Annotated in this window: 12 protein-coding genes; 8 read left to right on the forward strand and 4 right to left on the reverse strand. The window is 69.8% G+C overall.

The window, feature by feature from the left end:
• On the reverse strand, nucleotides 1-1,446 hold a 1,446-nt coding region (locus ACFVIM_RS23795), incomplete at its 3' end, for an APC family permease (protein WP_384304706.1).
• Between the two features lie 223 nt (nucleotides 1,447-1,669).
• Here ACFVIM_RS23795 and ACFVIM_RS23800 point away from each other — a divergent pair.
• From ACFVIM_RS23800 to ACFVIM_RS23820, 5 genes are all read left to right on the forward strand, one after another.
• A complete protein-coding gene (locus ACFVIM_RS23800) occupies nucleotides 1,670-2,308 on the forward strand; it encodes a TetR/AcrR family transcriptional regulator (protein WP_384304709.1) in 639 nt (212 codons plus the stop codon).
• A 760-nt stretch (nucleotides 2,309-3,068) separates the two neighbouring features.
• Entirely contained in the window at nucleotides 3,069-3,581 is a 513-nt protein-coding gene (locus tag ACFVIM_RS23805) for an FBP domain-containing protein (protein WP_384304712.1), read from the forward strand.
• A gap of 277 nt (nucleotides 3,582-3,858) precedes the next feature.
• Nucleotides 3,859-4,353, forward strand: a complete 495-nt coding sequence (locus ACFVIM_RS23810) for a hypothetical protein (RefSeq protein WP_384304715.1) — start codon at nucleotides 3,859-3,861, stop codon at nucleotides 4,351-4,353.
• 143 nt (nucleotides 4,354-4,496) lie between these two features.
• A complete protein-coding gene (locus ACFVIM_RS23815; RefSeq protein WP_384304717.1) occupies nucleotides 4,497-4,874 on the forward strand; it encodes a GNAT family N-acetyltransferase in 378 nt (125 codons plus the stop codon).
• Between the two features lie 411 nt (nucleotides 4,875-5,285).
• Complete coding sequence (locus ACFVIM_RS23820; RefSeq protein ID WP_384304719.1) at nucleotides 5,286-8,975, forward strand: DNA-binding protein; 3,690 nt, start codon at nucleotides 5,286-5,288, stop codon at nucleotides 8,973-8,975.
• A 128-nt stretch (nucleotides 8,976-9,103) separates the two neighbouring features.
• Here ACFVIM_RS23820 and ACFVIM_RS23825 read toward each other — a convergent pair whose 3' ends face one another.
• From ACFVIM_RS23825 to ACFVIM_RS23835, 3 genes are all read right to left on the reverse strand, one after another.
• On the reverse strand, nucleotides 9,104-10,168 hold the full coding sequence (locus ACFVIM_RS23825; RefSeq protein WP_384304722.1) for an IS110 family transposase: 1,065 nt from the start codon (nucleotides 10,166-10,168) through the stop codon (nucleotides 9,104-9,106).
• Between the two features lie 514 nt (nucleotides 10,169-10,682).
• Nucleotides 10,683-11,576, reverse strand: a complete 894-nt coding sequence (locus ACFVIM_RS23830) for a hypothetical protein (protein ID WP_384304724.1) — start codon at nucleotides 11,574-11,576, stop codon at nucleotides 10,683-10,685.
• 86 nt (nucleotides 11,577-11,662) lie between these two features.
• Nucleotides 11,663-12,112: a hypothetical protein gene (locus ACFVIM_RS23835; protein WP_384304726.1), complete on the reverse strand. Its 450-nt coding sequence runs from the start codon at nucleotides 12,110-12,112 to the stop codon at nucleotides 11,663-11,665.
• 512 nt (nucleotides 12,113-12,624) lie between these two features.
• Between ACFVIM_RS23835 and ACFVIM_RS23840 the strand changes: the two genes are divergently transcribed.
• The 3 genes from ACFVIM_RS23840 (at nucleotide 12,625) to ACFVIM_RS23850 (ending at nucleotide 15,512) form a co-directional block, all read left to right on the forward strand.
• Nucleotides 12,625-13,809 carry a tetratricopeptide repeat protein gene (locus ACFVIM_RS23840; RefSeq protein ID WP_384304729.1) on the forward strand — a complete coding sequence of 395 codons (1,185 nt, stop codon included), beginning with the start codon at nucleotides 12,625-12,627 and terminating at the stop codon, nucleotides 13,807-13,809.
• Nucleotides 13,810-13,859: 50 nt separating this feature from the next.
• A complete protein-coding gene (locus tag ACFVIM_RS23845; RefSeq protein ID WP_384304732.1) occupies nucleotides 13,860-14,507 on the forward strand; it encodes a TetR/AcrR family transcriptional regulator in 648 nt (215 codons plus the stop codon).
• Between the two features lie 147 nt (nucleotides 14,508-14,654).
• On the forward strand, nucleotides 14,655-15,512 hold the full coding sequence (locus ACFVIM_RS23850) for a lipase family alpha/beta hydrolase (protein ID WP_384304735.1): 858 nt from the start codon (nucleotides 14,655-14,657) through the stop codon (nucleotides 15,510-15,512).
• The last annotated feature ends 24 nt before the right edge of the window (nucleotides 15,513-15,536 follow it).

Genomic DNA, 15,536 nt, shown 5'->3' on the forward strand with positions numbered 1-15,536 from the left:
CCTTTCGGAGCACACGGTCAGGGTCCAGCACCGTGTGATCGCGAAGGCCGCACCACCGAGTCGGCCTGTCAAACGCCTCTCACCAACGTGGACCCAGCTGCCGTCGGCCGGGGCCAGTTCCACGCGGGGCCAGGCGATGTTCACGGCTTCGAAGAGCAGCCATACGACGGCGAGCGTATTGATCACCAGCCCGGCCCGGCCCAGCCTGAACTCTCCGGCGCCGGGGTTCCAGCGGCCCCTCAGCCGGGCGAGGAGCGCCACGACCGCGACGCTGAGGAAGACGAAGTAGAAGCCGCCGGAGCCGAACGCGATCAGGGTCGCGGCGGCGTTGCCGTTCAGCCCGAGGAGCAGCCCGAGGCAGGCGAGGACGGCCGTCGCGATGAGCGAGACATACGGGATCTGGCGGGGCCCGACGGTGGCGAGCTTCGAGGAGAAGGGGAGCTGGCGGTCGCGGGCGAAGGAGAAGACGGCGCGGCCGATATACGTCTGGATCGAGATGGCGCAGGCGATGAACGCGATCAGGACGAGGAGGATGAAGGGCTTCTCGCTCCAGCCGCCCAGCCCGTCGGTGACGGCGGTGAAGACCGGGTCCGCGAGGGCGCCGGAGACCGCCTGCCCGGGGTCGCGCAGCGCGAGCGTCACGGCGAGCCCGGTCAGCAGGACCGTGAGGGCGACGAAGAGGTAGGCGCGCAGGAGCGCCCTGGGGACGCTGCGCCGTGGCTGTTCGGTCTCCTCGGCCACCTGGGTGGTCGCGTCGAAGCCCAGGAACGCCCAGCCCGCGACCGCCAGCGCGGTCAGGAATCCCGCCAGCACGGAGCCGCCCGAGGCCGACTCCGCTCCGAGCGTCTCGAAGAGGATGCCGAAGCCGTTGTTGTGGACGAAGAGCAGCAGGACCACACTCACCGCGATCGAGGCGACCCCCTCGGCGATGATCCCGGCGTTGAGAAAGTGCTTCACCGGGTTGACGCCCAGGAGGTTGATCCCGAGGGCCGCCGCGACGAAGACCACGCCCAGGAGCACATGGGTGGCGGGCGAGAGCGCCCCGTCGGCGACGAGCATATGCAGCCACCCCGCGCCCAGGTAGGCCACGGTGGTCAGGGACGCCACGGCGGAGGCCAGATAGATCCAGCCGACCAGCCAGCCCAGTCGTGGTCCGCCCAGCCTGCGCACCCACTGGTAGACGCCGCCCGTGATCGGGAACTGCGAGGACAGCTCGGCGTAGACCAGGGCGACGAGCAGCTGACCGAGGAAGGCGACGGCGACCGCCCAGATCCAGGCGGGGCCCGCGAAGACGAATCCCAGCTGGACGACGGCGTAGACCCCGACGACAGGTGAGATCGTCGCGAATCCGATCGCGAACACGGCCCACGCGGACAGGGTCCGTTTCAGCTCTTGCTGGTAGCCGTAATCGGCGAGTTCACCGGCATCGGTGCGGGTGTCGTGCACGTTGATCTCCTGTACAGGTGCTGTGCGCCGGTCTGCGCGCGGGCACTGCCCGCCGCGAGACCGGGATCGGCACGGTGCGCCCGGGGTGCCGGTCGGACGGGCACGGGAAGCGCTCCCTGGTGGCGGAGCGGGATGCCGTACCGGGCCGCGCTCGCCGCGGCCGTATCGTTATTGGTCACCCGGCCAATTGCCGATTGGTCACTCACTCAATAGCATTCGCTCCATGTCGTCAAGAGATTCCGGCACCCGAACCCGCAAGGCCCCGTCCGAACGCCGCCAGGAGATCGTCGGCACCGCCGCGCGGATCGGTCTCACCGAAGGACTGGAGTGCGTCACCCTGCGGCGGGTCGCCGACACGCTCGGGGTCCAGCCCGGACTGGTCAGCCACTACTTCCCCGCCGCCGACACCCTGGTCGCGGAGGCGTTCACCAGCGCCACCCGGGCCGAACTCGACGGCCTCCTCCCGGACGGGCCGCCCGGCCCCGGCCACGAGACCCCGCTGAGCACCCTGAGGCGCTTCTTCGGCCTCATCGCGTGCACCGAGTTCGACAACGTCAGCAAGCTCTGGCTGAACGCACGACACCTCTCGCGCTACCGCCCCGTCCTCCGTGACCACGTCATCGAGGCGGAGACCCTCTGGTGCCGCCGCATCGAACAGCTCATCGCGACGGGCACGGACGCGGGACTCTTCCGCTGCGCCGATCCACGGGCCGCGGCCATACGTGTCCTGGTGGCGATCGACGGGATCAGCGCCTACATCAACAGCAGCGCCGACACCCGTACCGCCCCCATCGCGGATCTGGCCCGTACCGTCGCGGAGACGGAACTCGGACTGGCGAGCGGCGCTCTGGCCACCTCCTGAGAGTCCGCGTGCCTCCTCCCGCTGGTCCACGACGACCACCACACCCCCCATCCCGCCACCACACCCCATGGAGCGGGAGAGGGGTGCCAGCAGAAATGAGTACGTGGCCGCCGGTCGCGGACCAGGTGTGAGGATCCGACAGGGGCGACCGTGCCGACGAACCGGAAACGCCCTCGACTGCCCGCGTGGGGAGTCCGAGCGCTGCGTCCAGGCTGACGGGGTGAACGCGCGCGGTCACCGGTCCAGGGTGTCGGGGCGCGGGGTCTGTCCAACGTCAGGCCGACCGGCCCGCCGGGCAGGTGGCCTGGCCCTCCACAGAGCGGAGCACGTGGCAAACAAATCGGTTGCCGCTGCTCCGGGAGCTGTTGTTAACCTGGCCCCGCTCCGTCGATCTGCTCTGGGCCCGCTGCGCCCTGGAAGAGGGATTTTTATGTTTCGGCCCGCGCCGAGCGCGCCTCGCTGCACCGCCTAGCCGTCCGTTTCCCTGACGCCGTCCCTGCCGGACGGCGGACCGGACGTGAATCTCCGGTGCTCTGAACCAGCCCATGCCTCCGAGACCGCGTGCATGTCGCGGCGGGCGGGTGGGTCTCTTCGTCGAGCCGCTCGGCCTGCTCTTGCTGTCATGACGGACTTCTCAGCAAGGAGCACCCCGGGTGTCCAGTACCCCAACCCCAAGGACTCTCCCACCCCTTCCACCCACCTTCCCGACCGGCACGTTCATCCGCGCGTGGGCAACGCGCCGGGAGCTGTCATGCGTCCGATGACCAGGGAAGAGGTACGCGGCGCGATCGTGAACCTGGACGCAATCGACAGCAAGGTTCGGCTGCCCACCTGGTTCGACGACGTCCGGTGGGACCGAATCGACTACCTCGGATGGCGGGACCTGCGTTCCCCGCAACGGGCCTACCTCGTCACCGAGGACGACGACCAGGCGTTGGGAGTGCTGCTGCGACAAGCCCCGAACGACGCGGCACACGGCTCGCGCGCGATGATGTGCGACCTGTGCCGGTTCACCCGCCGGTTCAACGAGGTTTCCCTCTTCACCGCTCGACGCCCGTCCCGGGACAAGCGCAAACGCCTGAATACCGTGGGCCTTCTCCTCTGCACCGACCTCGACTGCGCGGTGAAGCTGCACAGCAAACCGATCCGCCAGCCTTTCGATCCCCCGGCCGAGGAAATGATCGAGCAACGCCGCGTGGGCATGCGTTCCCGCACGACCACCTTCATCCATTCGGTATTCGAAGGGGAACGAACCACCCGGCAGAGAAGGTGATGGGGCTACGCATGGGACGGCACTGAGACATCCGCTGCCGTCGCGGTCGATGACGGCCGCCCACCCGTCGGGGCCGAGTTCACTTTGGAGCTCGGCCCCGTGGCACGGGCCGCCCCGCGTGCCTGCCGGCGGGCAGGGGCAGACGAGCAAGGCTCGGTGAAGCCGGACCGGCCGCGGCACCGCGTCAGCCTGGCCCACGGACGGTTCCCTTCCCCCCAGGGGGAGTGGTGCTGGCATGGTAGGGGCCATGGGAGAAGCGGAAGAAGCTGAGGGGATAGTGGGTTCCGAGCTCAGGGGGCGCTGGCTCCTGGGGGAGACGGCGTGCCGCTATCGCGCGGATGAGCTCAACCCGGAGGGCCTGCCGATGATCGCCGCCGAAGCCCTGGTGGCCGGGCTGGACACCCCCACACTCGGGGAGCTGGCAGGCTGGCCCCGCACCGCGGACCCGCGCGACCTGCGCGAGCTGTTCGTGCAAGCCCTTGGTGAGGCGCGGATCCCCATACCCGACCTGGCCCTGGCACGGCGTCACGCCCTGCGTCGACTGGCCACACGCTTCCTCGAAGGACACCTCACCCCCTCCGATCTGGCTCGGGATGACGGGGAGACGATCGAAACCCGGACCCCACAGGAGCACGCCTTCGCGGCACTGATCCCCCCGTGTGCCTGCTGTACCGCATACACCCTCGGGCTCGACCAGCAGACCTGGGCCGCCGAGTTGCGCACCGCTGCCCTCGCCCTGACCGCGTCCCCGCCGATCGGCCCCGGATGCTGACCCCGCCCCCCGCGCGCCCGCGCTCGACCATGGCGCGGACCGAACGGCAGCCGCCGTGAGGCGATGCCTCTGAGCCATTCGCTTCCGGGCCACCCAACCAGCCCCATGGCGCTCGCCACCGTCGTCCCAGCCGCTCCCCCCACATGCTTCGCTGTCCAGCCGATGCACACGCGCTTCTCTTCCGGGCGTTCGGTATCCGGGCGGGTGCGGACGAGATCCTCGCGGGCACGGTCGACCTGCGGTTCGCGGGGGAGGGACTGACGCCGGGGCAGGTGAACGTCGCGTACGGGCTCTACCCGGCGTGGCGGGGGCGCGGCCTGGCAACGCGCGCGGTCCCGCTGGCCACCCGGTACGCGGCGGACGAGGGCGCGACGGAGGCGGTGATCCAGGGAGAGCCGGACAACCCCGCCTCGGCCGCCGTGGCACAGCGCGCGGGATGCACCCCCGGCCGGACAGTGCGCGGCGGGGACGGCACACTCCTCGACCGCTGCACCCGGGCGCTGCGGCCCTACCGGGCCTGATCCGATAGCCCCGCGCCCATGCCGCTCTGGCCTCTGTGACCGAGTTTTCGGCTCCGGGGATGGATACGCACCCCCTGTTGACCAGGTGAGTCAACACCCGGCAGGGCCGGGCCAGGACAGGACATGTGAGCCCAGGCCGAGGGGGCCTGGGGCCTGGTAACACCTTGATCTTCTCCCGGTTGGCTCCGTCCCCGGGCAGGGACGGCGGCCGGTGGCGCTGGTGCCCGGGGGCCGGACGGGGCGCGACCCAGCTCCACCTCCAGCGGGGCCGCAGGGCACGCGCGCACCCTTGTCCCTCCAGCGGAAGTCCCTGGCCCGGCACTGTGTCCGCTGATCCGGGCAGCGGCTGGATTCGGGCTTGTGGGGGTGTTCGCCGGGTTCCTAGCCTCAACCGGGGCTCCACTGGAAGGGATGGGTGATGTGGGACGTCGTGAGGTGCCGGTCGATCCCGGGGCCGGACCGGTCCAGCGGTTCGCTCATGATCTGCGGGAACTGCGCCGACAGAGTGGTGGTCCCACTTACCGGGTGATGGCGCGGGGGGTTCCGTATGCGGCGGTGACGCTGTCGCGGGCGGCGGCCGGTGAGCAACTGCCCTCGCTGGAGGTCACTCTGGCCTATGTCCAGGCGTGTGGCGGTGACCTGCGGGAGTGGGAGCGGCGCTGGCGCGAGGTGGCGGAGGTGATCGCGCACCAGGCTCCGGCGGACGACACTGGCGAGTGCCCGTATCAGGGGCTGGCCCGCTTCGAGGCGGGGGACCACGACCGGTTCTTCGGTCGGGGCCAACTGATCGAGAGGGCGGCCGAGCTCACCGGTGAACAGCGGTTCGCCGCGGTCTTCGGGCCCTCTGGCAGCGGGAAGTCGTCGCTGCTGCGGGCCGGCCTCATCCCAGCCCTTCGTGCCGAAGGCCGGGGCCTGGCCGCGATCCGTATCCTCACGCCCGGCGAGCACCCACTGCGAGCCCACGCCACGGCACTGACCCCCAAGATGTCCGAAAGGGTCGGCAGCCCCCAGGGTGACACCCTGCTGGTGGTCGACCAGTTCGAGGAAGCCTTCACCCTGTGCACCGACCCCGCCGAGCGTGCTGGGTTCATCGACCGGCTCCTCACCGCCCAGGATCCCGGTAGCGGGCTGCGTGTGATCATCGCCGTCCGGGCAGACTTCTACAGTCGCTGCGCCGAACACCGTGATCTCGCAGACGCGTTGAGCGACGCGTCCCTGGTGGTCGGGCCGATGAACGCGGCCGAGCTGCGCGAGGCCGTCGTCGGACCGGCCCAGGGCGCCGGGCTGATCGTGGAGCGGGAGGTGACCGCCCGGCTCATCACTGAAGCAGAGGGCGAGCCCGGCGGACTGCCGCTGCTCTCCCACGCGTTACGGGAGACGTGGCGCCGGCGCCGCGGCCGCACCCTGACCATGGCGGCCTATGAGGCGGCGGGCGGTACCCATGGAGCGATCGCCCGCACCGCTGAAGATGTCTTCGCGGACTTCACGGATGAACGGCAACGCCTGGCCCGGCTGGTTCTGCTGCGGCTGATCACCCCCGGCACCGATGGCGCGCAGGACACCCGCCGCCCCGTCCCCCGTACCGAACTCGACTTCGGCGACCCGGGCGAGACCGCGCTCGTGGTGGAGCGGCTCGCCCGCGCCCGGCTCCTCACCCTCGACGACGACACCGTCGACCTCGCCCACGAAGCCCTCATCACCGCCTGGCCCCGCCTCAACAACTGGATCGAAGAAGGCCGCGAACGCCTCCGCGCCCACCGCCGCCTCACCGAAGCCGCCCACACCTGGCATGATCACGATCGCGACCCGAGCGTCCTGTACCGCGGCACCCGCCTGACCGTCACGGAGGAACACTTCACCGACGTCAGCCATGACGCCGCCCTCACACGCCTTGAGTGCGCCTTCCTCGCCGCCTCTCGCACAGCACTCACCAGCGAACGCCGCCGCCGCCACGTCCTGCTCACCGTCCTCGCCACCGTGATCGTCCTCGCCCTGATCGCAGGGGTGGCGGCCGTGCAGCAGAGCCGTGAGACGGAACGTGAACGGCTGCGCTCCGAGGTCCGCGCGTTGATGGCGCTGGCTGCCGAGAAGCGGATGACCAGCCCGACGGACGCCGTGAGACTGAGCCTCATGGCCTGGCGGCTATCCGATGACGCCGATACACGCGGGATGCTGAGAACGGTGATGACCCACAAAGATCATCACGTCTATCGTGATTCACGCCAGGATTCCACCGCAGTCCGCTTCCTCAGTGCTGACGGCCGCACCCTCGTCACGGCAGGTGAACAGAGCGTCACGAGTCATGATCTTCGTACCCAGCAGATCGGCCGCTCGTTTCCGGCTCTGGCCCCAGGGCTCATTCCTCAGGCGATGAGCTCCGACATGCGCCATTTCTTGGTGCGGAAGGGCGACCGGCTCAAGGCATGGGACATACACAGGGGTCAGGCCCGTGATCTGAACACAGCGGCGAGAGCGTCCGGAATGAGTCCAAGTGGCCGGATAGTGGTCCAGTACGCCTCGGGCGGCCAGCGAGCCGCAGTCCGGCTCAAGGACGCGCGATCCGGAGAGACCCTGCTACGGCGCTCCGTCAATAGCACCCTCCTGCCGCGGGCGGTGATCAGCGGGGACGACCGGCTCGTGGCGCTGTGCCTGCCCGGCGAGCCCCTTGAGGTCCGTGACATCTCCGCCAACCACCGCGCGCCCGGGCTGCGGACCCCGGTCATGACCGGCAGCACCTGCGCCGATAGGAAGATTTCCTTCACCCCCGACAGCCGCCGACTCGTCCTGGTCGAGGACAGGGGCGTCCGGATGTGGGACATCGCTACAGGAAGCGAGCTGCCGAAGATCCGGCACAAGAGACTCACGGAAGTGGCCTTCAGTACGGACAGCACCTACATGACGGCAACGGACAGGCACGAGATCCTGTTCTGGCGCCTCGGCTCCGCCCCGGTACTCATCTTCCGCTACCACCTGCCTGAGGGGACCGCCTCGGAACTCAGGATCGATGTGACGGGCCGCCGACTCCATTACTTCGCCAGCACGACCGGAAACATCGTGCGCTCCCTGACCCTGGAAGGGTCCCTGACCTCGAACTGGCAACGCCATCGTGCGGCAGCCGCGGTGTTCAGCCCAGACGGCACCACCCTGGCCACAGCCCGGATAGACTCCCGCACCGGACGTATCCACACGCAGCTCGCCGACAGCCGCAACGGAAGACATCTGGCCCACCTGTCCGGCCTGGCATGCCCACTGTCCTCGGGTCGAATCCCACCGAAGACCACCTGCAAACCGCTCCTGGCCTTCAGCCCCGACGGCCGCGCCCTCGCCTACGGCATCAGCGACGCCGGCCGTCCCGCCTCGGGTCAGCGCCTGTTCGTTCACTCCACCGCAACGGGCCGCACCACCACCGTGCCCGTGGGCACTAGCGCCCCCGGAGAACCGCCCCCTCGCGATGTGATCGACAGCATCGCCTTCGGCCCGGACGGCACCTCACTGCTGGCCCACCGCGCATCCACTCCCGCACGCATCGAAACCTGGGATCTGCTCCGACGAGCCCTGCCCCAGGTGATCGCCGGAGGTGACGGCGATCTGGTCATGAAACCCGGGGAGAGCCTCCTCGCCACCTCATCAGGCAGTCTCTTCGATATGAAGAACAATAAACCGGTATATAGAAACCAAGCCCCTAAAATGCAGAGAATCTATGTATTCAGCCCGCGAGGCAGGCATCTTCTGGTACATGAGGAAAGTAGCGATATCGCTCTGTGGGATGGCGACGCCCGCAGACGCATCGCCAGCCTGGGCTTCTCCGAGCCGGATGCCGGCGACACCCGAAATATTGCGCTGGCGGCCCTCACTCCGGACCGTCAGATGGTTGCCATAGCCGACCATGACGGCCAACTGAAGATCTATGGCACCGACGAACCGCTGTATCTCACCCCGGCCACGGCAGGAGGGAAGACCATTGCCCTGGCCTTCAGCCGCGACGGCACCATGCTCTACACCGCGAGTGAGTACGGGCCACCCCAGGCGTACAACATGACCCTGCGGCACGCAATAGCCCAAGCAGAAGCACGGAATCGAGAACAAGGCATCACCGAGTGAACCGGACGGCGCTTGCCAGCTCATCGGCAACCGGACCCAGCTGACGCTGCCCACACCACCGCCATCCGCATCCCGACCAGTCGTCGTACGCACCCAGGCCGTCGCGCGGTGGAAGCTCCTATAGATCGTCAAGCGGTCTGGGGGAGCGGTTTGGCGGTTTGGGTCGCGTGGGGTAGGTGTCGATAGATCTCACGGGCGAAGAACCGCTTCAGGCAGCGGACGATGTCCTTCTTCGTCATGCCTTCGGCCGTGCGTCGCGCGACGTACTCCTGGGTGCGCTGGTCGTACTTCATGCGGACCAGGACGATGGTGTGGAGCGCGTTGTCGGCGTGACGGTCGCCGCCCCGGTTGAGCCGGTGGCGGTTGGTGCGGCCAGACGAGGCCGGGACCGGGGCTGCTCCGCACAGATGGGCGAAGGATGCTTCCGAGCGGAGCCGGTCGGGGTTGTCGCCCGCGCTCGTCAGCAGCTGGCCGGCGGTCTCTGGCCCGACGCCGGGCAGGGCGACCAGCCTCGGCGCGGCCTTCGCGACCAGCGGCCCGATCTCCTTGTCCGCCTCGGCGATCTCCTCCGTGAGGTGCTGGTAACGGCGGGCGAGGCGTCGCAGCGCGATCCGGACCGCGCAGGCGGGATCGTCGAGTTCTCCGGCGGGCCGGGACCGCGCCAGGGTGTCGACCAGCGCCCGCGTGGACAGTCCACGCAGCCTCTCCCGCACCACGGACGGGGCGGTGACGATGAGGGTGCGGATCTGGTTGATCGTCTGGGTGCGGGCCTTGACCGCGCTCCTGCGGACCACGCGCAGGGCCCGGATCGCCTCCACGATCCCGTTGCGGGCCTTGGGTATCCCGCCGGCCCGTCCGGACAGGACGGCGGTCGCCGCCGCGTAGGCGTCGACGGGGTCGGACGTGCCGTTGTCCCGCCTCGCCCTGCGGTCGGGCCGGTCCACCTCGACGACCGTGATGCCGCCCGCCGTGAGGAACCGGGCGATCTCGGCGCCGTAGGCCCCGGTCCCTTCGATGCCGACAGCGAGGACCTCGCCGTGCGAACAGAGCCAGTCCAGCAGCCGCTGGTAGCCCTCGGGAGTGGTCTCGAACCGCTCGGTGGCCAGGTGCCGTCCGATGCTGTCGATAACCGCGGCCTGGTGGAAGTCGGTGTGGGTGTCGATCCCGCCGACTACCGCTGTCTCGTCTGCCATGCTGTTCCGTACTGCCCTTCCAACGCTCACAGGTGGGAGGGCACGCGCCGGTCAGGCCGACGGACAAGACAGTGATGGGACCTTTGGCCGGGCTCCTATAAAGTCACGGACGCCCGACCGGCCACGCGCCGGATGGCACCGCCCAGGAGGCCGACGAATCCACCGAAGGACAACCAGAGCGTCAGTCAGGCGAGGAGTCAGACCGCTGGGCGATGCCATTGTCAATCCTCACTGTCAGGCAATGGCGGGGGAGCGTGCTTGCAAGGCCCAGAGGGCCGGCTGGCCACCGCGCGTATCCGGCACGGCTGTCGCCAGGGCGGGTGCGGACGCTTGGTGCCCGCACCGGCATCGCGCTCAGCCAGGCCGAGCATCGCACGGGCGGCTATGACCTCTCCCGGGGGCGCGGCCAGACCACGCGCCGTGGACCCGCGGGTGCTCGTGTTTCATCGCATGGGTGGCCTTGTGGGGCCGCTGGGTTCGGTGACACCGGATGCTGTGGGGCTGACGAGGGTGGTCACGGGAGGGAGCTGCTGGTGTGGAGGACGTGGCGGGCAGTGGCCAGTAGGTCGGTCCTGGTCTGGGCGAAGGCCCGGAAATGGGCGGGCTGGGCCTGGATGGCGGCCCGCTGGACGTGGCGGTCGGTGCGGATCCAGACGGCGAGGAACCCTGTCTGCTGTTTACAGCGGACATCCGCCTGGGCAACGGACTTCTCATGTGCGGAGGGGCGGGAGGCCGCTTGCCACGCGGTGTCGGCGAACGCCCGGTACGGATCACTGTAGGGGTGACCCGAGCGTTTCATACAGTGGCTCCAGCGGCGGTTGGCAGCGGTGACATCGGGATGCCGGCGGGCGGTGTCGAAAGTCTGCGCGGAGTACTGGGCGAGCAGACCCGCTGAGCTGGGCCGGACGTGGCGAAGCATACGGGCGTGGGCCCTGGCCCGGCAGCCGCCGGTGGAGCCGTCGGCTCCGTACGCGGCGCGCCGTTGCCGGGCCGGCAGCCTCGCGCGTGCGTCTCGTACGGCCGCGCGGCGTTGCTGGGCCAGGGTGGGCGGGAGGACGTGGTAGCCGTAGCGGGCGGCGGCGTACGGGTCGGCGAGTCCGTAGCGGCGCAGGTGCGGCGGGTCGGTGTCCCCTTCGGTGAGCGGGGGCAGCGGCTTCCACGGCAGTGACTGTGCGCGCATGCAGTCGCCGATGAGGCGGTCCTCGGCACTCTCCACGGTCTCGATCTCGTGTCCGGACAGTTCGTGGGCGTCGAAGGGCAGGACCAGGTGCGCGGTCACCGGCACGGGAGGGGAGAGGGGTTCCTGCGCGAAAGGGGCTGAGGCCTGTCGGGAGGTGATCGCGACGGGCACTAGGAGAATGGCGAGGGCTGTGGTGGTGATCAGCAAGGCGGCACGGCGACGGGGCATGGACAGTCCCCTTCGGCTTGGTCTCGGGCTGTTGACGGGACGAGGGGTTGCCCCCGGCACGTGCATGCCGGAGGCAACCACACGGTTCAGAGGAGGACGAGGCAACTGGCCGTGTTGTTGTACCGGCCCAGGTTCCAGGAGTAGCTCCCGGCCGGGAAGACCAGCCCGTCACCCGCGCAGCCAGCGCCGGTGGAGCTGCCGATGGTCCACAGGACACCTGTCCGGTTGGTCCGGTTCCAGACAGAGTTGGTGCCGTTGTCGACCGAGATCCTGGTGCCGTCCCACTCATCGTTACGGAACCACTTGTCGGTAGTGTTGTACGACTTCCGGTAGCCGTTGTAGTCGTTCTCGCCGTAGATCCAGAACCGGCCGGCTTGCGCAGGGCCCGCTGCGGGCGTCGACGGTGCGGTGACCGCGGCAGGTGAGTTGACGGAACTGGTCCCGGTAGGCGTGGCCGATGCCACGGCCGTGGGGAGTACGGCGCCCACCGTGCCGAACGCGAGCACGGCGACGACACCTCTGGTGATCTGCCTCATGTTGCCACTCCTTCTGTTGAGTCTCTGGCTCCAGCCGTCGCCTCGGTGCGGCGGCTGGAGCTTCATCACATGCGCTGAGCGGTCCGGTGTGCCGCTCGCTTCCCTCACGACAGCGGCCCTTGGCCTCGGCACCGCCGGGTACCGGCAGGCGGGGCTGGTGGAGAAGCAGGTGTTCCTGCGGACCCCCGTCCCGCAGGCCCCCCGGTGGTGCCCCGCCTGCCGTTGTGCTGTTCGTTACCGAGTTTTCGGCTTCGAGTTTTGATACGCACCCCCCGTCGATGAGGTGAATCAAAGGCAGCCGGGCCGCCGCGTGGGGGCCGCAGAACCTGGATGCGCACCTTGAGGCCTGGCGAACCCGGCGCGCCACGGTCCTGGCGTGCGCGCTCGCCCCGCAGCTCAACGAGGACGTCTTCGCCGCCGCCGCGCCCGAGGGCGCGCACGGCCTGTGGGAGTGGCTCTGCGCCCAGCCCTTCGTCTCCGGTCACGGCGACTTCAAGCGGTATCACGCGGTGGTGCGGGCGAGCATGGTGCGGTACCAGCGCGCCCACTCCCCTGAGCGGTGGACGGCCGTGCACACGCGGTTGGCACAGGCCCACGCGGCCTGGCGTACCAGGGTGGAAGAGGACCTCACGGCGCCCTGGCCGTGGGGCAAGGCGCACTGGCGACGCCACCACATGGACGAGACCTACCACCGGCTCTGCGCCCGGCCCACGGCCGGACTGCCGGCGGCCCTGGAACAGGCGGTCCATGCCGCGGGGCACAGTGAGTCGGCACTGCGCCAGTGGACCGACCTGCTGGAGCGGGCGGCACGTGACACGGCGGATACCGGACTCCACACCTGGGCGGAGCGCCTGCGCGCCGCTGTCACCGGAGCCGAGCCGCCCCTGACCGCGCTCACCGCGCTGCTCACCCGCGGCGGTCTCGACACCACGAGCCGCGCCTGGGCCCACGCCCATCGCGGGTGGTGCCACGTGATGGCGGAACGGTACGAGGGGGCTGAGGCCGATCTGGACCGCGCCGTCGCCCTCGACCCGCGTGACAGCCCCGCCAGGCTCTTCCGGGGTCAGCTCTACGATCGGATGGGCCTCCTGGACCAGGCGGTCGCGGACTTCGACTCCGTACTGGAGATCAACCCCGCTTATGCCTGGGCACTCTTGTCCCGGGGTCGGGCCTGTCGGCAGGCGGGCCGCTACGACCGGGCCGTCGCCGACTTCACCGCCGCGCTGGAGATCAACCCCGGCTACGCCTGGGCCCAGGCCCGCCGGGGCACCGCCCACCGGCGGGCGGGGCGATACCGCCAGGCACGGGAGGACGTCGAACAGGCGCTCAGGGCGGAGCCGGACAACCTGACGCATCTCTTCGACAGGGTGCTGCTGGACACGCTGGAGTCGGGGTTCGCCGCATCGCGCCAGCGGTGGGCGGAGCTTCTCACCAGCCCCGTTGCGCACCCCGGCGACGAGACCGGCTCGACCACGCTCCTCACCCTGTTCCGGGTGCTGCTGCTCCGGCCGGAGCGGCCGGTGGACGAGGCGGCGGAGGAGTTCCTGTCAGCGGGTCCGACACCCGAGGCGAGAACGGATCTGCTGCACTGTCTGCGGGAGTTGTCCGACTCCGCCGACGAGCCCGCGACCCGCGCCCGGCGCTGCCACGAGATCATCGCCGGACACCCACCCACCCTCGGATCCGCCCCCGGGTGATCCGCCGCCGTCGCGGCGGCCTGTATGTTGGCTCAGTGGTGGGCGCAGTGGTGAACGACGAAGGTGCGAGGGGTCGGCGGATCCGTGGACTGGACGCCGAGGAGCGGCGGGCCAGGCGCCGTGAGGATCTGCTGGACTCGGCGTTGGAGTTGTTCTCCGCCCAGGGGTACCAGGACACCTCGATCGAGCAGATCTGCAAGCACGCCTACGTCGGGACCAAGAGCTTCTACGAGGTCTTCACCGGCAAGGAGGCCCTGTACCTGGCGCTGCTGGACCGGATCGTGGCGGATGTGACGAGGCGTCTCACCTCGGCGCTGGACGGTCTGGACGGGGAGCGGGACGAGAGCGAGGCCGCGCGGGCGCTGATCCGGCTCTTCGCGGACGCCTTCGTGGACGATGTGCGGGTGGCCCGGGTGGCCTTCGGTGAGGGCCGCGCGGTGACACCGCTGGCCGAGGTGCACCGCCGTACCAACCGCCGGATGGCGGCCGCGTTCGTCGAGACGGCCTGGCAGCGGCTCGGCGTCGTGACGGGCCCGCACGCGCGCGCGGTGGCCATGGGGCTGATCGGCGGGCTCTTCGACATCATCGCCGACTGGCTGGTGGACGCCGACTCCGCGCGGCCGGCCGACCGCACCGTGCTGCAGGACGGTCTCGACCGCTTCTACACGGTGATCAGCTCCGGACTCGCCTCCTCCTGAACCCGCGTACGCCCTGTCCACGGCCGACGGGAGCGCTGGGGAGCCATCGCGCCGAACCCGTCCGGGCTTTTTGGAAACGATGCCTTGTTCCTAACAAGAGCCCGTGCTCTACTTCCGGGTAACCCTCCACGAACAGGGAGTTGCCCCATGGCGAAGCTCCGCACGTTCCTGACAGCGCTCCTGCTGTCCGTCCTCGCGTCGACGACCCTCATCCCGACCGCCTCGGCCGACACCCCGCCGAGGTCGGGGTGGAACAACTGGTCCTGCCGCCCCAGCGCCGCCCACCCCGAACCGGTGGTCCTCGTCCACGGCCTCGGCGCCAACGGCTGGGACAACTTCCTGACCCTGGCGCCCGCGCTCCGCTCCGCCGGCTACTGCGTCTACTCCGAGACCTACGGCAAGACCGTGCTGGGCGGTCTGGCGGGCGGGCTCGCCCCGATGGCGCGGAGCGCCGCCGAGGTAGGCGGGTTCATCGACCGGGTGCGCGCCGCGACCGGAGCGGAGAAGGTCGATGTCGTCGGCCACTCCGAGGGGACCACCGTCCCCGCGTACTACATCAAGTACCTGGGCGGAGCCACGAAGGTCGACGACTTCATCGGTTTCGGATCCAACTTCCGCGGCACCACGCTGGGCGGTCTGGCGACCCTGGCCGCCGCGCTCAAGCTCCAGGGCCTGCTGACCGGCGTCGGCTGCGGGGCCTGTACGGATTACCTGCCCGGCTCGGCGTTCCTCGCCAAGCTCAACGACGGCCCCGTCGCCGTGCCCGGACCGACGTACACCAGCATCGTCACCCGCTACGAACGGGTCGTCACGCCGTACACCAGCGGTCTGCTGACGGGCGACAACGTCACCAACATCGTGCTCCAGGACGCCTGCCGCCTCGACTCGGCCGGCCATCTCGGCCTGGCCATCGACCCGAACATCACCCAGCTCGTCCTCAACCGGCTCGACCCCGAAGGCGCCAAGCCGTTCCGGTGCCTCCCCTTCACCACCCTCGGCGTCTGACCCACGGCCCCGTGCCCACGGGGG

The organism is Streptomyces sp. NPDC057638 (assembly GCF_042800315.1).
Taxonomy (GTDB): Bacteria; Actinomycetota; Actinomycetes; order Streptomycetales; family Streptomycetaceae; genus Streptomyces.